This window comes from Arthrobacter sp. RIT-PI-e (assembly GCF_001187915.1).
In the GTDB taxonomy this organism is placed as follows: domain Bacteria; phylum Actinomycetota; class Actinomycetes; order Actinomycetales; family Micrococcaceae; genus Arthrobacter_D.
In genome coordinates this window covers 13,377-36,706 of sequence record NZ_LGIU01000037.1, presented here as the reverse complement: position 1 = coordinate 36,706, position 23,330 = coordinate 13,377, and the positions used below count along the sequence as shown (strand labels likewise).

21 protein-coding genes are annotated in these 23,330 nt (G+C 61.4%); 16 read left to right on the top strand and 5 right to left on the bottom strand.

Translation table 11 applies throughout. The features are described from left to right. The first annotated feature begins 71 nt into the window (after window positions 1-71). The 5 genes from AC792_RS03145 to AC792_RS03125 all read left to right on the top strand — a co-directional run bounded on the left by AC792_RS03145 (window position 72) and on the right by AC792_RS03125 (window position 4,366). Window positions 72-848: a CHRD domain-containing protein gene (locus AC792_RS03145; protein WP_049829131.1), complete on the top strand. Its 777-nt coding sequence runs from the start codon at window positions 72-74 to the stop codon at window positions 846-848. A 445-nt stretch (window positions 849-1,293) separates the two neighbouring features. Continuing rightward, complete coding sequence (locus AC792_RS03140; RefSeq protein ID WP_049829130.1) at window positions 1,294-1,836, top strand: helix-turn-helix domain-containing protein; 543 nt, start codon at window positions 1,294-1,296, stop codon at window positions 1,834-1,836. After that, window positions 1,833-2,567 carry an ABC transporter ATP-binding protein gene (locus AC792_RS03135; protein WP_326947619.1) on the top strand — a complete coding sequence of 245 codons (735 nt, stop codon included), beginning with the start codon at window positions 1,833-1,835 and terminating at the stop codon, window positions 2,565-2,567. Before AC792_RS03140 ends, AC792_RS03135 begins: the two co-directional genes overlap by 4 nt. 71 nt (window positions 2,568-2,638) lie before the next feature. Then, a complete protein-coding gene (locus AC792_RS03130; RefSeq protein ID WP_049829128.1) occupies window positions 2,639-3,376 on the top strand; it encodes a hypothetical protein in 738 nt (245 codons plus the stop codon). Between the two features lie 144 nt (window positions 3,377-3,520). Continuing rightward, a complete protein-coding gene (locus AC792_RS03125) occupies window positions 3,521-4,366 on the top strand; it encodes an alpha/beta fold hydrolase (protein ID WP_082177335.1) in 846 nt (281 codons plus the stop codon). A 21-nt stretch (window positions 4,367-4,387) separates the two neighbouring features. Here AC792_RS03125 and AC792_RS03120 read toward each other — a convergent pair whose 3' ends face one another. The 3 genes from AC792_RS03120 to AC792_RS03110 form a co-directional block, all read right to left on the bottom strand. Then, the gene (locus tag AC792_RS03120) at window positions 4,388-5,335 is read right to left on the bottom strand and encodes a tyrosine-type recombinase/integrase (RefSeq protein WP_152915995.1); all 948 of its coding nucleotides are present in this window, start codon (window positions 5,333-5,335) and stop codon (window positions 4,388-4,390) included. A 380-nt stretch (window positions 5,336-5,715) separates the two neighbouring features. After that, the gene (locus tag AC792_RS16070) at window positions 5,716-6,765 is read right to left on the bottom strand and encodes a LacI family DNA-binding transcriptional regulator (RefSeq protein WP_235436323.1); all 1,050 of its coding nucleotides are present in this window, start codon (window positions 6,763-6,765) and stop codon (window positions 5,716-5,718) included. A 40-nt stretch (window positions 6,766-6,805) separates the two neighbouring features. Then, a complete protein-coding gene (locus tag AC792_RS03110; protein WP_049829125.1) occupies window positions 6,806-8,551 on the bottom strand; it encodes a glycoside hydrolase family 13 protein in 1,746 nt (581 codons plus the stop codon). 111 nt (window positions 8,552-8,662) lie between these two features. Between AC792_RS03110 and AC792_RS03105 the strand changes: the two genes are divergently transcribed. From AC792_RS03105 to AC792_RS03080, 7 genes are all read left to right on the top strand, one after another. Further along, window positions 8,663-10,588 (top strand): glycoside hydrolase family 13 protein, encoded by a 1,926-nt coding sequence (locus AC792_RS03105; protein WP_200903348.1) that lies wholly within the window; start codon window positions 8,663-8,665, stop codon window positions 10,586-10,588. A gap of 199 nt (window positions 10,589-10,787) precedes the next feature. Beyond that, window positions 10,788-12,098 carry a sugar ABC transporter substrate-binding protein gene (locus AC792_RS03100; RefSeq protein WP_049829123.1) on the top strand — a complete coding sequence of 437 codons (1,311 nt, stop codon included), beginning with the start codon at window positions 10,788-10,790 and terminating at the stop codon, window positions 12,096-12,098. 122 nt (window positions 12,099-12,220) lie between these two features. Next, window positions 12,221-13,852, top strand: coding sequence for an ABC transporter permease subunit (locus AC792_RS03095; protein ID WP_235436322.1), 1,632 nt, complete (start codon window positions 12,221-12,223; stop codon window positions 13,850-13,852). Window position 13,853: 1 nt separating this feature from the next. Further along, entirely contained in the window at window positions 13,854-14,813 is a 960-nt protein-coding gene (locus tag AC792_RS03090; protein WP_049829122.1) for a sugar ABC transporter permease, read from the top strand. Between the two features lie 53 nt (window positions 14,814-14,866). Next, window positions 14,867-16,753 (top strand): glycoside hydrolase family 13 protein, encoded by a 1,887-nt coding sequence (locus tag AC792_RS03085; protein ID WP_152915996.1) that lies wholly within the window; start codon window positions 14,867-14,869, stop codon window positions 16,751-16,753. Between the two features lie 19 nt (window positions 16,754-16,772). After that, window positions 16,773-16,928: a hypothetical protein gene (locus tag AC792_RS17200; RefSeq protein WP_160317596.1), complete on the top strand. Its 156-nt coding sequence runs from the start codon at window positions 16,773-16,775 to the stop codon at window positions 16,926-16,928. Next, a complete protein-coding gene (locus AC792_RS03080; protein ID WP_049829120.1) occupies window positions 16,928-17,806 on the top strand; it encodes an aldo/keto reductase in 879 nt (292 codons plus the stop codon). The genes AC792_RS17200 and AC792_RS03080 overlap by 1 nt, the downstream gene beginning before the upstream one ends. Window positions 17,807-18,154: 348 nt before the next feature. On the opposite strand, the gene AC792_RS03075 is transcribed toward AC792_RS03080, so the two are convergent. Together AC792_RS03075 and AC792_RS16775 are read right to left on the bottom strand one after the other, a co-directional pair. Beyond that, window positions 18,155-18,748, bottom strand: coding sequence for a recombinase family protein (locus AC792_RS03075; protein WP_326947614.1), 594 nt, complete (start codon window positions 18,746-18,748; stop codon window positions 18,155-18,157). Window positions 18,749-18,956: 208 nt separating this feature from the next. Then, on the bottom strand, window positions 18,957-19,700 hold the full coding sequence (locus tag AC792_RS16775; RefSeq protein ID WP_152915994.1) for a hypothetical protein: 744 nt from the start codon (window positions 19,698-19,700) through the stop codon (window positions 18,957-18,959). A gap of 318 nt (window positions 19,701-20,018) precedes the next feature. Between AC792_RS16775 and AC792_RS03070 the strand changes: the two genes are divergently transcribed. The 4 genes from AC792_RS03070 to AC792_RS16765 all read left to right on the top strand — a co-directional run bounded on the left by AC792_RS03070 (window position 20,019) and on the right by AC792_RS16765 (window position 23,313). After that, window positions 20,019-21,065, top strand: coding sequence for an AAA family ATPase (locus AC792_RS03070; RefSeq protein ID WP_200903347.1), 1,047 nt, complete (start codon window positions 20,019-20,021; stop codon window positions 21,063-21,065). Then, entirely contained in the window at window positions 21,062-21,514 is a 453-nt protein-coding gene (locus AC792_RS16770; protein ID WP_152915993.1) for a hypothetical protein, read from the top strand. Before AC792_RS03070 ends, AC792_RS16770 begins: the two co-directional genes overlap by 4 nt. A gap of 231 nt (window positions 21,515-21,745) precedes the next feature. Continuing rightward, complete coding sequence (locus tag AC792_RS18130) at window positions 21,746-22,186, top strand: DUF4365 domain-containing protein (protein WP_160317595.1); 441 nt, start codon at window positions 21,746-21,748, stop codon at window positions 22,184-22,186. After that, a complete protein-coding gene (locus AC792_RS16765) occupies window positions 22,183-23,313 on the top strand; it encodes a hypothetical protein (protein ID WP_152915992.1) in 1,131 nt (376 codons plus the stop codon). The genes AC792_RS18130 and AC792_RS16765 overlap by 4 nt, the downstream gene beginning before the upstream one ends. Window positions 23,314-23,330: the final 17 nt, after the last annotated feature.

Genomic DNA, 23,330 nt, shown 5'->3' with positions numbered 1-23,330 from the left:
TACATCGGAAATGAGTAAGCACACTGATAGATTTTCGTTTGTCTCACTCATGCATCAAAAGGACTTTTTTCATGAAGAACAGCATGCGTCTCCTCGCAGTCCCGACCCTCGCCCTCGGCGCCATCGCCCTGGCAGGATCCCCGGCCATGGCCGCCCATGACGGAACCTACTCCTCCACCCTCGGCCAGCTCAACGGCACCACCGGCACCGGCTCGATCACCCTCGACGTCACCGGCGACCAGGCAACCGTGGACCTGCAGGTCTCCGGCCTCGCCGAGACCTTCATGGACGGACCCTACCCCCACGTCCAGCACGTCCACGGCGGAGCAGCAGGCACCTGCCCCACACCCGACGCCGACGCCAACGGCGACGGCATCATCAACACCTCCGAAGCAGCAGCCAACTACGGCGACATCCTCACCACGCTCACCACCTCCGGTGCCACCACCCCGGCCGAGGGCCTCAACCTCGAACTCGGTGGCCAGGGCGGAACCTACTCCATCCAGCGCACCATCACCCTCGACGACGCCACCCAGGAAGCCCTCGCCGCCGGCACCGCCGTCGTCGTGGTCCACGGCCTGGACCCCGCCACCGCCGGTGTCTCCGAGGACGTCTTCAACTCGCCCAGCGACCTGGACCCCGAACTCCCCCTCGGGGCCACCTCGCCCGCACTGTGGGGCACCCTCGTCGCCGCCCAGATGGCCGCCATGCCCGAAGGCGGGGCCGACCCCGGTGTTGCCACCTCGTCCTCCAACACGGCCGGCATGATCGCCCTCGGTGGTGGCCTCATCCTCGCCGCCGCAGCCGGCGGAACCTACATGGTGCGCCGCAGTAACACCAAGGCCTAACACCCGCGCAGCCAGCGCCGGGAACACAATCGGCCTGCAAGGATCTGCTGGGCACACAGAAGCGCCACACACCCTCACAACAGGTGGTGGCGCTTCTGTGTGCCCGGGGTGAGCGTGCCCGGGGTCAAGGAGTTCCGACCACCACCATCATGGGACGCGGCTCGTCCTCGGTCCGCGTCTTACCGGTAGTGCAAACAGTTCGCCCCGCACCAGGTGATCGAGCCCACGACGAAGCTGTCGGTGTTCTTTCCTTCCCTCCTGACACTCAAACGCGCATGGCTGCAGCAGTGTAACCACTGCGGGCGCACATCCTGGATCAGCACCTCGGAGCCACGGAACCTTACACACTCGTCGCGGGAGAACCAAGAACGGCTAGCCCGATGCTGATGCACCCCCCACCAACTCGGTCAACCGTTATCAGTATCAATACTGATACTCTCGAGTCATGGTTACTTCTGCTGCTCTTTTGCATCCGGTACGGCTCCGGGTAGTTCAAGCACTTCTGGCCGGTGAGGGTCTGACGACTCATCAGCTGCATGAGCGGTTGTCGGATGTCCCGATCGCGACCCTGTACCGGCATGTGGGGTACTTGGTCACCCATGGGTTACTCGAGGTCAGTAGTGAGCAGCAGGTGCGTGGGGTGAGCGAGAGGACCTATCGGGTGGTCGAGGAACTGGCGAACCCGTCGGCGGAAGAGTTGGGGGCGTTGTCGCCGGAGGAGCTTCTGGCGACGTTCACGATGTTCACCTCCGGCATGATCCGAGACTTCAGCACCTATGTAGATCAGGGTGACCATGATTTGGTCGAGGACCGGGTGAGTTTCGCGCAGGCCGATTTCTGGGCGACGACGGGCGAGGTTGATGCGTTCTTCGACACCGTGATGGTGGCGTTGCGTGAGCTGATGAGCAACGAGCAGGCCCCGGATCGTCCCCGCCGTGTCCTGACGACGGTACTGCTTCCCCGGCCCGAGAAACTCGTTGCGCGATGACACCGTCTGAGATGGGATCGGCAGGGATTGTCGTTGAGGCCCAGGACCTGGTGGTCGGGTATGACCGGGCGGTAGTGGGTCCGATCACCGGGGGTCGTGGGCCGGGTGTGACCGCGTTGCTCGGGCGGAACGGTGCGGGTAAGACCACACTGATGCGGACCCTGTGCGGGGTGATTCCTGCTATGTCGGGGCGATGCGCGGTCTTCGGTGAGGACGTCAGCGACGGGGCGGCGGTTCGCTCCCGGGTCGGTTACCTCGGTCACGAGCTTGCGCTGGCCAGTGCACTGACCGTGGAGCAGAACCTGAGCTTCTGGCGTGAGGTATGGGACAGCATTCCAAAGAGCACACTCATCGACCACGATGAGCTGATCGACCGGTTCGACCTCACCGAGGTCCTCGGCCGACGGGTCAGGTCGCTCAGCCGCGGTCAACGTCAACGCGTCGAGATGGCCCGCCTGGCGATGACCGACCCCGACGTCGTCATCCTCGACGAGCCGTTGACCGGGTTGGACCCGGTGTACGCGGCGCAGATCCGCGACCTCCTCCGTGACTGGGGTAGGACGCGTACGGTCCTGTATTCCACCCACAGTGTCCCTGAAGCACTGGAACTCGCCGACAGGTTCCTCCTGGTGCGCGGAGCAGACCTCATCGACCTCAGCCCTGACAACAACCAGGGTGAGGACGCTGTCACCGAACAGATCATCCTGAACCACCTGGAGCCAGCGGCATGAACGGCACCCGATACTTAGTGGGCCCTCGTGTGCGCGCCTTTACCCGGCGGGCGTGGATCCAGCAAGGAACCATGGCGCTGTGGCTCTCCGTCCTGATCGGCGCCGGCTACGGCCTCCTCGTTCTCCTGGCCCCATCGGGCATGGACACGATGCCTGAGATGAGCGAGGTGATGGGCTCTCATGCATCCGGGCTGGCAGCGGTGCTGGGAGCCGACGGCCAAGTACAGGTGATGGGTTCCTACCTGCTCGTCATGGCCCCGGCCCTGCTCGGCGCTCTGGTCGGCATCATTGCCACCCTCACCCTGCCCGGTGTGGTCGCCGATGATGTCAGCGGAGGTGGTATCGAGGTGCTCCTCGCCAGCCCTATCCCCCGCCGGAACCTGTTCCAGGCCTACCTCGGCGCCGGCTTGGTTCTGGCGGGTGCTTCTTGGATGGCAGCGACCTTCAGCTTCGCTGTCGCGGTCGCCCTCAGCACTCTTTTCACGGATGCGTCGGTGACGATGACCGTGCCTTATGTCCTTGCTCTTGTCGTCCTACCACTGTCCATGGGCATCTGGTCGGCAACCATCACGCTCTTCGGGGCACTCCTGTATCCGCGCGCCCTGGAGTCCCGGGCCGGCATGAACGGCGGACCCATCCGCCTACTCGCCATCATGCCCACACTCTTCGCTGTCCCGTCCGTCGTGTTCCTGGACCGATGGATCCTTCCTGCCCTCGGCGCCGTCCTCCTCACAACACTTGTCGCGAGCATTCTCATCACTGACCTGACAGCCCGACGATTCCGCAGCACCCGACTCCTCGGCACCTGAACCCGCGGCATCTGAACCCATGACAGCCAATCGATTCACTGGTCACCGCTAAAAATGGAAGCGAGCTGACACTTGCTCCACCCACGTCCTTACTGCCATCGCTGTCCGGTTGACCATGTCCAGTAGACCGGCAAGGCTCGGTTGATGGCTTCTCCACCTGATCAGACCCGCGTGATCGTGAAAGAACGATCCGGATGTGCACTCCACGCATGGGTACATGGCCCTGGGAATGCGCCCCTGGTGGTGCTGACTCATGGGGCGACGATGGATCACCGGATGTTCGACAGCCAACTACCACCGCTGCTGGCTGCGGGATATCAGGTCATGACGGTGGATCTTCGCGGCCACGGGCACTCCAGACCACTCGGTGGCGCACCTCTGTCGGTTCCGGCCCTGGCAGAGGATGTCCTTGCCCTCATCGATGAAGCAGGAGCCGACCGGTTCGTCGTCATCGGCCAGTCCCTCGGCGGGTACGTGGCCCAGGACCTCGTTCTGCGGTATCCCCACCGTGTCATCGCCCTGGGAGTCATCGGGTCGACGGCCACCACCACCCCGATTTCGCGCCTGGACGCATACCTTCTCAGAAGCTCGGTGACCTGGTTCCGTTTCTGGCCGTATAAGCATCTGCGGAAGCTTATGGTGACGTCTCTCGCCCATGACGAGGAGGTCCAGGCCTACGCCCGGGAGGCCATGAACACGCTGACGAAGGAGGAGTTCCTCACCATCTGGACTGCGGTGACCCACGTCCACCAGCCACTGCCTGAGTACCGTATCGAGCATCCATTCCTGCTGACGCACGGGGACCAGGACCGCACCGGGAACATCCGTGCAGTCGCACCGGCCTGGGCTGCACGCGACCCGCAGTCCACGTACGTGGTGATCCCTGACGCCCGCCACAACGCCAACCAGGACAACCCCGACTTCTACAACCGGGCCCTACTGAACTTCCTGACCCAGCATGCACCTACGGATCCATCCCAGCGGAAATGAGCACTTCCCCGGACCAGCATGTTAGGCGAGAGCGCGGGCGACGTCGTAGCTGGCCGACTTCACCAGGTTGTTCCGAGCCCTGTCGTACCGGCGGGTGGTGCGGGGGTCTGCGTGGCCCATGCTGTCCTGCAGAGCATGGAGAGACGTGCCGGTGTCGAGGGCGATGGTGGCGAAGGTGTGCCGGAGACTGTGCGGGCTGACCCGCCCCTCAATCCCGGCCTTAGATGCCAAGCGTTGAACCGTGCGGAAGGCTTCGCTGCGCTGCCAGGGCTTTCCGGTGCTGGTGGTGAACAACGGCTGCCCACGGAGGTGAGCGGCGCCGTCGCCAACAACGTGGATGAGTTCAGCCCCGTTGGTCTCGAGGTAATCGTTCAACGCCACCGCAGCAGGCGCCGGCACGGCGACCTTCGCGCTTTTCCCACCCTTACGCCGGATGGTCAGGGTGCGGTGGCCTGAGTCGTGCCCGTAGTCGGTGGTACTCGCACCCAACGCCTCCCCCACCCGGATCCCGGTAAACAGCAGCAACGCGACGAGGGCGTGGGACCGTGGGTCATCGACCCGCGCTGTGGCGAGCAACGCCCGGGCTTGGTCGCGGGTGAGGCCCTGGGTCGAGCTGTGATCCGCATCGACCACAGGCCGGGTCACCGTCGCCACCGGGTTCAGGGTCGTCACCCCGTCGGCGATGGCGTAGCGGTAGAAGCTCGATAGAGCAGCGAGGTTACGGGCGATCGTGGTGGGGGCGCCTTGGAGGGTGTGCCGGTACCCATCGACGTGGACCCGCCGGACGCTCAGCAGATCGAAACCCATGGCGTCGAGCCAGGTGCAGTAGTGCTCGAGGTTCCGGGTGTAGGCGGTAAGGGTGTGGGGCGAGGTCTGGGCGAGCTGCCACGCGGCGATAGTGCTGGCGTGTCGCTCCCGATTCGGGGCAGGGGCGCTGGTATAAGCAGCACTGAAAACAAGGTCACTCATACTGACCACATCATAAGCGACATTATGGTGTGGATCCTGGACGTAAGCCAGGAATCGAGAAAAGCAGCCATTTCACCCTCGAAAACTCTTGACTCTGAGAGGCGTAAGGCTATATGGCCTATCGCCGATCCGGTGGTCAGGACAGAAGACGACACCTCCTAGTGATGCAGGTGCGTGTCTTACTCGTGCTGCTCATGGCCTATACCGGCTGGGGTGAGAACTACTGACAGCTCCACGTCCCGTGACAGAACTACAGTATTTGAGACCCAATAATGAGACTTCACCTAACCAGTGAGTCTGCGAAGTGGCTCGTCTTTGTCAGCTACGGATTACAGCGGTGAATGGCGTGGTTTTGCGGTAATTGGTAGCGGGGGTGCATCTCAGTGGAAGGTAGGATTCTTGTTCTTCGTGGGGGATGCGGTTGATGACCTGGTCACGATGGTGATGGGAAGCTCGGTGAGCGAGGGGAGCGTTCCTCTCCTGCCTTCGTGGGTTTCGGCGAGTTCATCGAGGAGTGTGTGAGCTGCTCGTGTTCCTTGCTCTTCCACGAATTGGTCGATGGTTGTCAGTCCGAAGACGACGCCGAGCGGGTGCTTGTCGACGCCGATGACGGACAGCTGTTCCGGAATGTGGAGTCCGAGGTCGCGAGCTGCGAGGATCGCGCCGATGGCCATCTCATCTGAGGCACAGCAGATTGCGGTGGGCCTGTTGTGGGGATCTGCCAACAGTGATTTGGCCACTTCGTATGCGCTGTTGACGGTGTAGTCGCTGATGACTGACCAGGCGGATCTCTGCTCGAGGCCAGCGGCTTCCATTGCTGCTCGGTAGCCCTCTCGTCGGTCCCAGGAGACATGGAAGTAGAGGTTGGACTCGTGTTCACCACCGATGTGTGCGACTCGCGTGTGACCGAGACCGATGAGATGATCTGCTGCTAGACGACCAATTGCGTGTTCATCGATGGTCAACGAAGCGATGCCTGGAAGCGATCCGCCGATACTCACGACGGGAATATCTAGTGAGAGAAACCTTGTGGTGTCAGCCTCATTGAGACGAAGACCGACGGTGATGACCCCGTCGAGTCTTTTTCTGAGGAGAAAATCATCCAGGACGGTTCGGCGGTGAAGATCACCCTGGAAGTCGTACAGGGTGAGGTCGTAGCCGGCGTCGATCAGTGGCCGTGTGAGTCCCTCGAGAACTGTTGAGAAGTACCAGCGATTCACGTAGGGAAGGACGACGCCGATATTACGGCTACGACCGGTGGCAAGACTCGATGCATGATAGGAGATCTGGAAACCGAGGTCAGCTGCTGCGGCTTGAACCCGGGCGCGGGTTTTCGGGGACACACTGCCGCGTCCGCTCAGCGCGCGTGAAGCGGTTGCCTGCGAGACACCAGCGGCAAGAGCCACATCTTTGATGCCGAGTACGGGCACATCCCCTCCGGGCGTCACTGCCCGCGACCGTGGCGTGGGCTCACTTGAATCGCAGCCAGATGCACTGCTCAGGGACCAGTGTATGGCTCGTCTTCGGCGTGCCTGGGATGACGTTGTCGCTGTCGAGCAGCACATCGAAACCGGGAAGAGCGACCTCACTGGATCCGAGGTTCATGACCACCAGTACCTCACGGTTCACGAACGCGAGCACGTCGTCACCGAAACCGTCGTACCAGGCAAAAGATCCTGAGCCCAGGTTCAGGGCTCGGCGCTGATCGAGTGCGGCGCGATAGAGAGAGAGCGTTGATCGACGGTCGTTCTGCTGCTCAGACCGCGCGTAATTGCCCCAACCGGTTGGTTGCGGAAGCCATGAAGCGCCGGTGTCATTGAACCCGGCGGTTTCACCGTGCTGCGCCCAGGGAAGCGGGATACGGCAGCCGTCCCGACCAAGACGCGCGCCGTCAGTGCGAGCAAATGTCGGATCCTGTCGCACCTCGTCCGGGAGCTCTGTGTGGTCGGCAAGTCCCAGCTCCTCCCCCTGATAGAGGTACACACCTCCTGGGAGGGCGAGCATCAGCATCGCCGCGGCGCGGGCGAGGGTGAGGCCTCGTTGCGTGTCCGGCTGAGCATCGCCTGTGCCGATTCCGTCGCCGTCCCGGATGCCGTCAGGTCGTCCGCCGTGGGGATAACCGAATCGTGTGGCGTGGCGGACCACGTCGTGGTTCGACAGGACCCAGGTGGTGGGTGCGTTCACGGCATCGAAGCCTCGTAGTGAGGTCTCGATCACGCTACGAAGTGATTCCGGTTCCCACTTCGTGCCGAGGAAAGCGAAGTTGAAGGCCTGCTGCATCTGGTCCGGCCGCACCCAGTCGGCGAGTCGCTCCACGGGGGAGATGGATGCTTCAGCACACAGCACCCGGTCGCCGTCGTATTCGCGCATGATCGCGTTCCAGCGGCGGTAGATGTCGTGCAGTTCGGGTTGCCCGAACATGGGTGCTTCGTGCCCTGGGAACCCCTCGGAGCTGTTGCCGTCGGCCCGTCCGCCCCAGTCCGGCAGTTCGGGGTGTTTGACCAGTGAGTGTGCAACATCGACCCGGAAGCCGGCGACGCCCCGGTCGAGCCAGAAGCGAAGTGTCTGCTCGAATTCCTCGTGTACGACGGGGGCGTGCCAGTTGAAGTCCGGTTGGGACGAGTCGAAGAGGTGCAGGTACCACTGGCCCGCAGTGCCGTCGGTCTCGGTGATCCGGGTCCAAGCCGGGCCCCCGAAGTGGGACTGCCAGTTGTTGGGCGGTAGCTCACCGTTCTCGCCTTTGCCGTTGCGGAAAATGAAGACCTCCCGCTCGGCGCTTCCTGGCTCGGAGCCGAGGGCGGCTCGGAACAGTGCGTGTTCGAAGGAGCAGTGATTTGGAACGAGGTCGATGATGATGCGAAGACCAAGGCCGTCGGCACGGGCTATCAGGGTGTCGAAGTCCTCGAGGGTGCCGAACATGGGGTCGACATCGCGGTAGTCGCTGACGTCGTACCCTCCGTCGCGCTGCGGTGAGGGGTAGAAGGGCGAGAGCCAGAGGGCGTCGACGTCGAGTTCACGGATGTTCGCCAGCTCGGCGGTGATTCCCTGGAGATCTCCTTCGCCGTCTCCGTTCGCGTCACGGAAGGACCGCGGGTAGATCTGGTAGATCACCGAGGACCTCCACCACTCAGTGCCACGATGGGCTTCCTCGTCCGATTGACGGATGTGAATGAGGTTGGCGGTATCCGGTAGCCCGGTAGCGGCGTCGATCGACATGATGGCGAGTGTACCGAGAACCGCCCTACAGTGGAACCGCTTCCAACTACTTGGTAGTTACCGGCCCCCCCTGTGCGGGGCCCACTCAACCGTTTGGAGAAAGGGCCAGAGATGACCGGAAACGCTCAACCGAAACCAGATGCCGCCGATGCTGACCAGAAGCAGCCAGGAGCTGTCGGGTTCACTGATCTGTCAATGGTCCCCCATCACGACGGATCCGCCCTGTACGTTTCGGATCTCGCCCCGAATCTCGGCGATACGGTGTCGGTGTTTTTGCGGGTACCCCGTAGCAGTGGAGTCACTCAGGCGATGCTGCGGACCTTCATCGACGGCGAGCAGGCACTGACAGCGACGACCGTCGCCCGTGACAGTGAGCACGAGTTCTGGTTGCGTGGAGACATCCGAGTCGAGAACCCGGTGGTGACGTATCGGTGGCTCCTCGATGGGCTGCCGGGCGGCTATCAGTGGTTGAACGGTGAGGGGATCCACGCCCGGGACGTCACCGACGCCGCTGATTTCCGGATCACGACTCATCCGGCTCCGCCGTCCTGGGCCGCAGACGCCGTCCTGTACCAAATTTTTCCCGACAGGTTCGCAAAATCCATGGACCGTCCTGCACCCGAATGGGCAATCCCGCAGGAGTGGCATGATCCCGTGATCGGGGTGGGACCGGAGACCCCGTACCAGTATTACGGCGGTGACCTCGACGGCATCATCGCTCATCTCGACCACATCGCCTCCCTCGGAGCGAACACCGTCTACCTGACACCGATCTTCCCCGCGCGGTCCAACCACCGTTACGACGCGTCGACGTTCGATGAAGTCGATCCGCTCCTGGGCGGGAACGCAGCTCTCGCACGCCTCACAGAAGCGATTCATGCACGCGGTATGCGCATCATGGGGGATCTGACGACGAACCACTGCGGTGCAGCGCACGAATGGTTCCAGCGCGCCACCGCGGATGCGGAATCACCCGAAGCAAGCTACTTCACGTTCACGCATCACCCCGATCAGTACGTGTGCTGGTTCGGCTATTCCTCACTTCCCAAGTTCGACCACCGGAGCCAGGAACTACGCAGCGCCCTCTACGAGGGGCCCGAGTCCACAGTGGCCACCTGGATCAGCGAGCATGGCCTCGATGGGTGGCGTATCGATGTCGCCAACATGACAGCCAGGCTCGGCACCATGGATCTCAACCACATGGTCGCAACCACTATCCGCGCGACCATGGCCGAGGCGAACCCCGAGTCCCTGCTTCTGGCAGAACACTCGCACGACGCCTCCGGTGACCTGCTCGGTGACGGTTGGCACGGGGTCATGGACTACGCAGGTTTCTCCCGACCTGTGTGGCAATGGCTCAAACGACCGGAGACGGTCCGCTTCGAATCCGGCCCCTTCACCCCGATGCCCTCCTTTGGTGCCACGTCGATGGTCCCTGCGATGCGCGGCTTCAGCGCAGCGCGCCCCTGGCGTGCGACCGCGCACGCACTGACCCTCATCGGCTCCCATGACGTGCCGAGAATCGCCGAGTACTTGGACCGGAACGAGGATCTGATCACCGTCGCCTTCGGGCTCCTGGCCTCCATGCCCGGTATACCTATGCTCTGGGCAGGCGATGAGATCGCTCAGGAAGGTTCCAACGGAGAAGACGGACGACGCCCCTTCCCCTGGCAGGACACCGACCAGTGGGATACCGCCCGACTCGCGACCACCCGGGCCCTGTTCACCACCCGTGCCCAGAGGCACGCGCTGCGTCACGGAGGACTGCGCTGGCTCGGTTACAGCGATGCCGCCATCCCCTTCCTGCGGGAATCACCCGAAGAGACAGTCCTCATCCACGCCGCCCGCGCCGCCCCGACCCCGCCCGGCTCCCCAGCACGATCATCGGAAGGACCCTCACCGGCCTGGCCGGCACCCCCGATCTCCAGGCCGACGCCGATGGAATGCTCACCCTTCCCGCTCACGGCCCGGCCTTCTCGATATGGCTCAGCGAGAACGACTGAATCAACGGCCAGCGAGGTCCGCCGAAATTGCTGAGAGCGAATCGGACACGTCCGCGTCCAGGGCCGGCCACCTCACAGGGTCGTGCGCAGAGGGGGGAAACCGAGTCATCTTGAGGAAGTTTTTGTAAGCGGTTCCATTTTGTTCTCTGGCGCGTTACTGTCGTCCTGTCCGCAGCGCAGCGCTCTCGCCTCAATCGGGGCCCGCGCCAACCGATTATCGTGTGAGGAGCAACATGCGCACCAGAACTACGCGCACCACTGTCCGGTCATTTGCCGTCGTCGCAAGCGTTTCCTTCCTTCTCACCGGATGCTCCGGTGGAGGCGGGGAGACAACATCGGCCGATACCACCGCAACAACCGCTGCCGCCCCTGCGGCCGGTGAAAGCGCCGCTCCCGCTGTGCGAGGCGATGAAGACCTCATCATCTGGGCCGAACCCCCTCGTGTGGAGTACATCCAGAAGATCGCTGACGTCTTCGCCGAAGAGAACGGCATCACGGTCGGAGTGCAGGGGATCGTGAATCCGCGGCAGGAATTCATCACCGCGAACTCTGCAGGTAACGGACCCGATGTGATCGCCGGCGCCCACGACTGGATCGGGCAACTTGTTCAGAACGGTGCTGTCGATCCGTTGCAGCTCTCCCCGGATGATCTCGCTGGGTATTCTGAGACAGCAGTGGACGCCTCCACCTACGAGAGCCAGCTCTACGCCCTGCCGTACATGGTGGAATCGGTAGCGCTCTACTGCAACACCGAGTACGCACCAGATACCTACGCCTCGATCGAGGATGTCGTCGCGGCCGGCCAGCCAGCCGTGGACGCAGGCACTTTGGACCTCCCATTGATCCTGCAGCAGGGCGAACTGGGCGACGCCTATCATATGCAGCCCCTGTTCACCTCAGCAGGCGGATACATCTTCGGCCGTGACGCCGAAGGCAACTACGACCCGACCGATCTGGGGTTGAACAAGCCCGAATCGATCGCTGCGGCCGAGAAGATCGCATCACTGGGCGAAACCGGCGCGGACACCATCCGGCGCTCGATCAGTAGTGATAACTACCTCTCGCTGTTCACAGAGGGCAGGGCTGCGTGCATGGTCTCCGGCCCCTGGGCGCTGCCTGATGTGCAGGAAGCACTGGGAGAGAACTACTCGATTCAGCCCGTACCAGGTTTCGCCGGTATGCAGCCTGCGCAGCCGTTCATGGGCAGCCAGGGCTTCATGGTCGCCTCTAGCGGTGAGAACAAGGCCTTCGCTCAGGAGTTCGTCGCCAACGGCGTCAACAACGAAGAGGCCATGCAGATCCTGTTCGAGGCGAGCAATCAGCCACCCGCCATGGTCTCTGTCCGCGAAGGCGTGACGGACGAGGACGTGCTGACCTTCGCTACCGCCGCGGACCAGGGCGCCCCGATGCCGGCACTTCCCGCGATGGCTGAAGTCTTCGCTCCGCTTGGGCAGGCATGGTCAGCGATTGTTGGCGGTGCCGACCCGACCGAGACGATGAACCAGACCAGTGAGACGATCTCGCAGGCCATCGCCGGTCAGTGATCTCAGCTCACATCCAGGGGCCCGGCTTCCCGGCCTGGCCCCTGGATGACCTGGGGACGTTTGACCGTCTCCACCCAAACAACCCGTAGAGGTTTCTGAAGCGATTTTTGGAGCGTGACGGCGTGGACCAGCGTCTGACAAGTAGGGCCGAGAAAAAATCACAGCAAGCCGATCCACCTGGGCAAATATCCGCCGGTAAAGCAAGAGGTACCAGCAGCGTCATCGGTCTGCTGGTGAAGATCGTCGCTCTTGGCACGATCATCGGTTTGGCCGTCATGCTCACCCCGGCCTTGATCAGCACTCAGCAGTGGGGATTCCTCGCAGTTATCTGGGGCGTCGTGATCGTCCTCGCGGTGACGTATGCAAGCCGCCGCTTCGTACCCGCCAAGTACCTCGTACCAGGCACCCTGCTGCTCGTGTTGTTCGTGGTGTACCCGATCCTCATGACATTCCAACTCTCGACCACGAACTACGGCGACGGAACACGCACCACCAAAGAGGTTACCGTTTCGCGCATCATCGGCAACGCCGCCCAGCAGGTCCAAGGCGCCCGAACCTTCGAGCTCTCCGTCGGCAGCGAAGGCACAGCAACCTCCGGCCCTTACACCTTCCTCCTCGTGGACACGGCAACCAACGATGTCTTCGCCGGCACCCCCGACGGACTGAGTGAACTCGACCCGGGCGCAGTCCCGATAGAAGGCGGGACCATCACCGCCGCGGAAGGGTTCACCCTCTTAGACCGCCGCCAGATCAACGAGTTCAGCCAGCAAGGCGGTGACCTCGAGGGCTTCGCCGTCCCTACCGACGATGGTGTCATCACCGCCCAGGGTTTCAGCGCCGTCGAACTCTTCTCGCCGCTGGAGTACGACGAAGCCGCCGACACGATCACCAACGTCGAGACCGGCGTCGAATACACACCCGTCCAGTCCGGTGACCGGAAATTCTTCACCAGCGCCGATGGTGAACGCCTATCCGATCAGTCCTGGGGCGAGAACGTCGGCATGAACAACTATGTGCGGGCCTTCACCGACCCACGCATCAGCAGCGACTTCGTCGGGATCTTCATCTGGACCCTGGTGTTCGCGGTCCTATCCGTCGGCACCACCTTCGCGCTCGGCCTGTTCCTCGCCACCGTCCTCAACGACGCCCGGGTACGCGGACAGCGGGCATACCGGTCAATCCTTCTCCTGCCCTACGCCATCCCCGGATTCATTGCCCTGCTGGTCTGGTCCAGTTTCTTCAACTCGGAGTTCGGGCTCATCAACAACTTGTTGAACCTCGACATCAACTGGCTCGGCAACCCGTTCTGGGCGAAGGTCGCCGTCCTCATGGCAAACCTGTGGCTCGGATTCCCCTACATGTTCCTGGTCTGCACCGGTGCGCTTCAGGCCATCCCTTCCGACTACAAGGAAGCCGCGTCGCTGGACGGAGCCACCGGGTGGACGAACTTCAGCAAGATCACCTTCCCGCTGCTGCTGGTCGCCATTGCACCCCTGCTGGTGTCAGCGTTCGCGTTCAACTTCAACAACTTCAACGCGATCTTCCTCCTCACCGAGGGCGGGCCCTTCAGCCCGGACAACCCTACCGCCGGTGGTACGGACATCCTGATCAGCTACACGTACCGCTTGGCGTTCGGTGGCGGCGCCCAACAGATCGGTTTCGCCTCGGCGATCTCAGTGATCCTGTTCATCATCACCGGAGTGCTCGCCGCACTCCAGTTCCGTGCCACCCGGGCACTCGAGGAAGTTGGCTGACATGACACAGGTAAACCCACAGGCCGGTCAGGTGGTCTCACCCTCCGACCTCGCAGATCCCGCCCAGCACGCTGAACCCTTCGAGCACCCGCGTGGGCGAAGTAAAGTCCGCCGCGGCCGCTGGTTCAAAGAAGTCGGTTGGCGCCACCTCGTCGGCATCATCGCGATCATCTACGCAATCATCCCGATCCTCTACACCCTCTCCGCGTCCCTGAACCCGGTCGGCAGCGTATCGGGGTCCTCGATCCTGCCGCAGACCATCAGCGTCGATAACTACGTCGCGCTCTTCACCGACCCTGAACGGCCCTTCGCGCGGTGGTTCCTCAACACGCTGATCGTGGCGGTCGCCGTGGTCATCGCGTCGATCTTCTGCAGTGCGCTGGCAGCCTACGCGTTCTCCCGTTTCCGCTTCAAGGGCCGCCGCGGCAGCCTGCTCACGCTGCTGCTCATCCAGATGTTCCCGCAATTCCTTGCCGCTGCGGCACTGTTCCTGCTGTTCACGCAGATCGGTGAAGTGATGCCGGCCATCGGCCTGGACACACTCGCCGGATACATCATCGTCCTCCTCGGCGGGGCACTGGGCCAGGTCTGGCTGATCAAAGGCTTCTTCGATTCCATTCCCCGCGAACTCGACGAAGCCGCCCTCATGGACGGGGCCACACACACCCAGCTGTACTTCAAGATCATCCTGCCGCTGGTCACCCCGATCCTCGCTGTCACCGGTCTGCTCTCCTTCATCGGCGTGCTCGGGGAGTTCATCCTCGCCTCGCTCTTCCTGCGCGACAACGAGATCAAAACCCCCGCCGTCGGGCCCTACGGGCTCCTCGACGCGGACCGGACCAACAATCGCGGGATCTTCGCCGCGGCAGCCGTACTGCCCCCCATCCCGGTCATCCTGCTCCTCCCGTACCTGCAGAAGTTCATCGTCGGCGGTATCACCGCAGGTTCGGTCAAAGGCTGATGAACGCCCCCCTGGCACCCGGAGGGGACCAGGCTCCGACGTACCCCGCTCACGTGCTGTACCAGCCGCACCACGACGGCTCGGTACTCTACGTCCCCGAACAGGCGCCCACCCTAGGAGATGTCATACCGGTGCGCCTATTCGTGCCCCATGGTCCCGACGGGTTGCCCGGGGCCACGGCGGTCACGCTGCGTGCCGTGCACGACGGTGAACCTCATCTCGAAGCCGCGGAACTGGAAACCAGTAATCCGTCCGGGTCCTGGTGGCGGGCCCCGCTACAGGTGGTCAACCCAACCACCGGCTACCGGTTCCTTCTCACCGGGCCACCGGCATCGTTAGCCGGCGCGTACACCTGGCTGAACGCCACCGGTACCCACCGGCGGGAAGTCACCCACACCGCGGACTTTCGGGTGCTCGCCCATCCGCCGGTACCCGGGTGGGTCGCCGACGCGGTGGTCTACCAGGTCTTCCCCGACCGCTTCGGCCGCTCAGCCGCCGCTGATACCCGAGCCCTGCCTGCATGGGCCAAACCCGCCGCGTGGGACGAGGCGGTCATCCATCAAGGACCAGACACCCCGTACCAGTTCTACGGCGGGGACCTGGCCGGGATCGTCGAACACCTCGACCACCTCACCGATCTCGGGGTGACGGTGCTCTACCTCACGCCGTTCTTCCCCGCGAACAGCAACCACCGCTACGACGCCTCCAAGTTCGACCATGTCGACCCATTACTCGGTGGGGACGAGGCCTTCGCGAACCTGGTGCGAGAGGCACACGCCCGCGGCCTGCGGGTCATGGGAGACCTCACCACGAACCACACGGGCGACTCCCACGAATGGTTCCTCACCGCGCAGGCAGACGCCGGAACACCCGAGACCGAGTACTACTTCTTCGGCGAACACCCCGATCAGTACGCCTCGTGGTTCGGTATACCGTCATTGCCCAAGCTCGATCACTCCTCGGCCGGGCTGCGGCGGCGCATGTACGACGGACCCGAATCGACCGTCGCACATTGGCTCAAAGCGGGCCTCGACGCCTGGCGGATCGACGTGGCGAACATGACCGGCAGGCGCGGCGCCCAGGACCTCGCCCACGAAGTCGCTAGGACGACGGTCACCACGGCCCGCGAGACGAACCCGGACGCGTGGGTGCTCGCCGAGCACGGCCATGACGCCGGCCCCGACCTCCAAGGAGGTGGCTGGCACGGCACCATGGACTACGCTGGCTTCACCCGACCCCTCTGGACATGGCTCGGCGGGGCTGAAACCTCAACCCGACCATTCTTCGGCCAGCCAGCAGCCTCCCCTGTGCTCAGCGGCATCGACGTCGTCACCGGGATACGCGAAGTACACGCGCAAATGCCATGGCGGGCGCAAGCCGCCTCCACGCTCCACCTCGATTCCCACGACCTGCCACGATTCCGCACCGCGACCGGTGGTGACGGCTCCGGGAACGTCTCCGAGCGGGGCCGTGAGAAACACCTGGTGGGATTGGCGCTGCAATTCACCATGCCCGGCATCCCATCGGTCTTCGCAGGGGACGAGATCGGTCTCACCGGCGTCGACGGCGAACACTCACGCACACCGTTTCCCTGGCAGCACCGCGATCAATGGGACCAGCTGACTCTGGACGCCTACCAGGCTTTGATCGCACTTCGGCGACAGCACGTCGCGCTGCGCCACGGTGGCCTGCGCTGGGTCCACATCGGGGATGACTCCATGACGTACCTGCGTGAACACGCTGACGAGCGGATCCTCGTACACGCCGCCCGAGCCGGACATCAACCACTTACTCTGCCCCTGACAGCCCTCGGCATCACCTCGGTGGACAACCTCGTTCCCGTCCTCGGGGAACCTTGCACCGCGGTCGACGCCGACACCACGCAGTTACCGGCCAACGGCCCGGCAGCCCATATTTACCGGCTTCCCGCGGCGCCCTGACAGCATAAGGACAACCCCCATGTCGACCAAAGAACCAAGCGAGGAACCACGGAGCTGCCCGCACTGCGGGCAGCTCCTGCACGACGAGCCCGTCGTGATCGATCACGCGCTGCGCATAGGACTGGCGTGCAACCAGCACGGCATCGCCTCCATCGCAGAGCCCTTCATCCGATAATGATGCGAGAGCTCGGCGGTTCATCCCTGAACGTTTCTGCGCTTGGCTTCGGTGCCGGCCACATCGACACCACAAACCTCAGCGAAAGGGACACGCAAGAGCTACTGGACACAGCCCTTGGGTTGGGCATCAATTTCTTTGACACCGCCCGCGGCTATGGTGCCTCCGAAGAACGGTTGGGACGATGGCTGGCCCCGCACCGCGACCACGTCGTCCTCTCCACAAAGGTCGGCTACGACGTTCCAGGACACACGGACTGGACCGCCGGAGCCGTCACAGCCGGTATCGATCGTGCCCTGAAAATGCTCAACACCGATGTCATCGATGTCGTCTTCCTGCACTCCTGCCCCCTACCCGTCCTGCAGCAGGGAGAAGTCATCGACGCTCTACTCGCCTCACGCGACGCCGGGAAAATCCAGGTCCCTGGCTACAGCGGCGAGAACGCCGAACTGGCGTGGGCCGCGGACGCCGGCGTCTTCGGTGTCCTTCAAACCTCGGTGAATCTGGCAGATCAACACTCACTCAGGCACACGCTACCCCGAGCCCAGGAACACCATCTCGGAGTCATCGCCAAACGCCCCTTGGCAAACGCCCCCTGGCGTCACACGCATCGCCCTACCGGGATCTACGGGGAAACGTACTGGGATCGGCTCCAAGAAATGGGCCTTCCCCCCGCCGACGGCGACTGGGCGGGCACCGCCCTACGGTTCTCAGCCTTCACCCCCGCAGTCAGTCCCGCCATCATCGGTACATCCAGCAAACGCAATCTCGAAGCCGCAGCGTCCGCCATCGACAAAGGCCCCCTACCCGCCCCCGAACGGGAACGATGGGAGCAGGCGTTCAACCCTCACGACAATGAATGGACCGGAGAAGTTTGAAACCTCCACACTCACCCGACCAGCCCTCAAAGCACAAGAACCCCGATACGACCAGCGTTGAAACATCCTCAGGTAACTCCACCACGAGAGCGACTCTGCTCTCTGACAGTGGGAAAGGAAACGTCGAAGTTCTCGCTGTTGTGTGCTGGGAGCCGTGGTGACCATCCACTCACCGGTCGAACCAGAACCTTCGACACATGAGCATCCCAACGGCGACCGTCCTTCGAACACGCCCAGATCGCACACCTGAAATCGGCGCCGTATTTCGCAGTCCTGTCAGAGAGCAACGTACCGTGAGCTGCGTCTGCGTAGAGCTAGCTGAACACCCAACACGATCCTGACGACACTTCAGATCACCCCATCCACCCCCAGACTCAGATACCGGTACACCGTCGCCCGACTGGCACCGATGATCTTCCCGATATCAGCCGGAGCAAGCCCTCGAGCCTTCAACTCCTGAGCGCGTTTGACCTTGGCGTGCTCGGCAGTGACTTCTCGTCGGCCAGCTTTCCGCCCGTGTTCCGCAGCCACCGCCATACCAGCCCTGGTCCGCTCAGCAAGCTGGTCCCGTTCGAGCTGAGCAAACGCCGACATCACCGTGAGCATCGCCCGGCCCATCGAGCCCGTGGTGCTGATGCCCTCAGTCACGCTACGGAAGTGCACTCCCCTAGCCTCAAGATCATCAATCAGCGCCAGTAGGTTGCGGGTATTCCGCCCCAACCGATCCAGCTTCCACACCACCACCTCGTCCCCGCTCCGTAGGTGATCGAGAAGCTTGTCGAGTTCTGGCCGGCTGACCGTCATTCCGCTCACACCGTGGTCGGTGAAAATCCGGGTACACCCAGCAGCGGAGAGTGCTGCGTGCTGCAGATCCGTGTCCTGCTCAAGCGTGCTGACCCTCGCGTACCCGATACTTCCCATCCCACCGCTCCTCACACTCATCAAAGGCACTTCTCGACTTTGTTGAGAATAGCTGACGTGAGACACAATGCTGGGACGAAATAGCGGTTCAAACTTCCCCGCAAATGCCGGGGCTGACCTAGCCCCCGCCAGACTCACTCGACGGTCCGGTCAAGGGATCCTTTGCTGAGATGACAGCTAATCCCGTTGTAGCCATGACAACGCTAGGTACGGCGTATCCGAACGTTCGCTACCAGGCACCGGGACTCCTCCGCCTAGGATGTCCTCCCTCAGGCGGCGCAGGCGGTAGTTGCTTTTTCGTCGGATGGTAGTGCTTCTTGTCATACAACTTGTCGTAGGCCTTGCCCGTGGCACACCAAGTGAGTTTTGGTGTTGGAGAACCAAGAACGCCAGTGATGATCGGCCAGATAGGAACGTGAATCACCATATAAAGGATGCTCAAACTCAAGAATGCAGTAATGATGATCTGAAGAGCGGCACGTATAGCTGGATCGTGACCGAACGGGACGGTGAGGTCAAGTTCAGTTGCTGAGTGGGTGAGGAGAGCTTCGCTATCAGGAAATGTTGAAAACTGCTTTTCGAGTTCCTTGGTGTAGACAAGGTTATTTTCTTCGCGAATTGACTTGACCAATGAGTCAAATGTCGTCCTATCGACGTTTTCAAGCATGTGAGCAATGCCCGGGAACTGCCCAGCAGAGCGGACCACCGACAAAGCGTCGGCCACCACCGATGATCCCAACCCGACCCACGCAAGGTCCGGCATCTCGACAACACCTTTGAGCGCGGAAGCGAACGTGTCCCCCAGAATCGACGACGACGTCAACGACTCGATGCCCGGGAACTGCCCAGCAGAGCGGAACACCGACAAAGCGTCGGCCACCACCGACATTGACTTGAAGGACGAAGTAAATTCGCTCGATCCCGCAGCGCTACCACCGCCGTCTTGCCCGTCTGCATGCTGGTTCATTCCCATGCGGCTGATTGTTCCGCACAGCGATGACAAACTGCCGTAGGACGAGTTGCAAGGTGAGGGCAAGGATCCTCTGCTGAGGGCAACGTTCGGGGCCGGAACGCCCTACTCCTTGAGAGAGGGCATTCCTAAGGAAGCAAACCTCTTGACAGCTGCAAGGCCGGACGGCCTTCGGTGTGTAGCAAACGTGTAGTGCGCAATCGGTCGCTTTTGCCATTCCAGGTTTCCAGCCACTAAACAAGCTTTGACAAGCCATTGACAGAGGTGTGGACGACGTCCACACTAAGTGAACCAGCCGTGAACGTCATCCACAGGAGCGCGATGTCCAACGACGATCTAGTCGGACTTGCAGAAGTAGCTGAACTCGCGAAGGTAAGCAGAACTGTTGTCTCCAACTGGCGTGTACGCGATCACAAGTTTCCTGCTGCTGTAGCCAATCTCAGAAGCGGACCTGTCTTCGATCGAGACAAAATCACCAGATACTTAGGAAAGCGAGCAAAAACTGTGGCACATGTGATTTCTACCATCAATCTTAAAGGTGGTGTTGGTAAAACCACAACAACTGTTGGGCTCGCTGAATTACTGGCGGTTGAGTTCGATAAGAAGGTCCTGGTTATCGACCTAGACCCTCAAACCAACGCCACTACGGTACTCATTGGAGAAGACCGATGGCGTGAATTGAACAATAATCACCACACACTTGCGACCTTGTTCAAGGATGCACTTCGCCCCCAGGATGAACCGGCACAATTCGATCTAGAGGGCACACTACAACGCGATGTTAGTTCTGTTGGCGAGGTGAAGAACGTTGATCTACTGCCCTCGTCCCTCGATCTTATAGATGTTCAGGACCGTCTTGCATCAATGCCGTCTGGTCAATTCTACTCAAACAATCCCACAGATCTGTTGCGACGAGCCGTAAGGCCGATTCTTAACAACTACGACTACGTGATCGTTGACTGCCCACCCAACCTTGGAATAGTCACACTGAACGGCATCCGCATATCTGAGAGTTACATCATTCCGACCATCCCCGATGTTCTTTCAACATACGGGATTCCTCAGATTCAAACCAGGGTCAAGGATTTTGCGGACAACCTCGGTGAAACGATCACGGAGTTGGGTATTGTCATCACCAAGTACCGTTCAGGCTCAACACTTCACAGGAACACATTGGACCGGTTGCAGACCGACCGCAGGTTGCCGTTGGTGTTCAACACCGTCATTCCCGAGGGCAATGCCATCGCCGCATCTAGTGAGTATTCCTCCACCTCGACCCTGAAGCAGAAGTATCAGTACCAGGGTGGCTACGAGGCTTTCCGAGACTTGGCTGCTGAGGTCATAGAGGCTGCGGAGGCAATCGCGTGACACACGAGAATATTGCAAAAGCGGCACAAGATGCTGCTGATGCCCTTGTAGCTCTTGGGAGCAGTCGGCCCGAACTGGCATGCACGCTGTCAGGCCTGATGGTAACCATTGCTCAGGAAGCTGGGCGCACTCCTCGTTTCGCCAACGCTTTACAGGCTTCAATGACAACGGGTTCAACAATCACGCCAAAGGTTAAAAGAACAGGCCGACGACCACCCGGAATCATCGACCCGTTCGCTATCTACAGTGGCGAGGATGAGCAGGGTCTCCGGCTGAAATTGACAGACCTCGACCTCGAACAACTTCGCGACATCGTAGCCGAGCACGGGATGGATCACGATCGACTAGCGATGAAGTGGAAGGATCCCCAAAGGATTATCGACCGGATCGTGGAGAAGGTGGTTTCAAGGACATCTAAGGGCTCAGCCTTTCGTCCTGACTCAACTTAGACCAGCTTCCGGGTAACGCTACAGGTTTCGACTAGCAGCGGCCTGGCATCCTGGGCTGAAGCAAGGAGCCCTTCTCAGATATCAACCCGTTACACCCCCTGACAGCTCAGTAGGTAGAGTGCATGAAACTAGCTTGTCTCAGGACGGCTCGCGACGACTGGGGATCCCTTGAATTTTGCACATGCTCCATCTGCGCTTTTCGATTTGAACAGACGAAAGGGTCGGTACGGAGTGACCTACCTGCGAAATATCTGTGCGCAGTTTGGGGTCGGCCTGGATGAAACATCGTCTGACGAAGATGTGCACGGATTCGATTGTGCTGTGAAGTATCGAATAGGCAGTGTTCCCGTACAGGTTAAGTGCACTTCTAAAAACTTCAGCAGGGACACGCATCTTACGATGCCCGTCGAGGATGGTTGGAAAGAAGCTTGGACTGGCTACACTTCCGGCCCCGCCTACTTCCTAGTCGTTCGAGTGCCGGATACAGCCGAGGAATGGATCGACCATGCCGTTGATCATCAGACAACTCATCGCGCTGCAGCGTATTGGGAGCGTATAGATGGACGTGACATTGGATCGAGTATCCAAGTTCAGCGATCCAACCGCTTCTCTGCCTCCACACTGCAGGGCTGGTACGAAGATGTACTTCGCGCCAACGGGGTGCCGGCATGAACCAAACGACATCGGACATCCAGGACCTCGTTGACTACTTGAACCTCACCGGCTGGGATCAACGCACCAATGGCGAGTCGGGCGGTCTATGGGAAGCGAAAAACGGCGATGTCATCGCAGTTCCACACAGGGCATCCGCCGGCGACTTGGCATGGAACGGTGTCATCGAACGTGTTGCTGACAGTGCTGGCCTCAGTAAGAAATCTATCGAGGCGTTGGTTCGCAATCTCTACGTCGATGTGACCGAATTTCGTGCTGCTGACGACATCCTGATTCATGGATCAATTCCAGTGGAAGCGGGGTTCTCGCTGATTTCCACCGCACGAACGCTTCTGCGTACAAGCGCGACTACATCTCGCGGCCCTAAAGCTCTCATCAACGGTAACTACTCCCGCCCTGGAGAACGGATCGTCGAACACGCCCGCTTTGGCCACACCATCCCGGGCTCGTACATTCTGCCGATGCTCGTGCCGATATCACGACCACAACGCATCAGTGACTCCCTCCTCCATGACCCAACATTGCCCAGCCTTTATGAGCCAGAGGAGCGCCGCGCTACGCGCACGATGGCTCAAGCGCTGAGCGCGATTCAAAACCGGGTTGTTGATCCCGATCGAGTGCCGGGACCCACGGTCATCAGTGACCTCATCATTGCGGGCGTGAGCCGGGAAATGGTGAGCGCTTTGCATCAAGTGGTCAGTGATGCTTCGGTCACGACCTTCGATGCTTCCTTCCGGTGGGCTTCGGGGTTTCAAGAGCCACAGAAGTTACCGTCGAAGATTGAGATCCCGGCAGGTGCAGCACGTGTACTGAAGAGCACGTTCGAGTTGATGCGACCACTGAAGAAAAGCCGCACTGAGAGCCTGACCGGTCAAATCGTTCAGCTTCGCGACGATGATTCAGTCGTCTTTGGTGATGTCAGTATTCGTACCATGCGAAATGGAAGAACATCCGAGATCGATGTTCGGCTAAGAGGACACGAACTACAGCAAGCACACCGATGGTTTGAGGAACGTGAAGTTCTCGTCGTCGAGGGCGAGGTGGAGTCGATGCCCGGCAAAGGCTTACGTATTGACGCACCCATACGAGTAGAACCTCTGACCAACACGCTGTTGTTCGACGGATAAACGCGTCTCGCGTGACC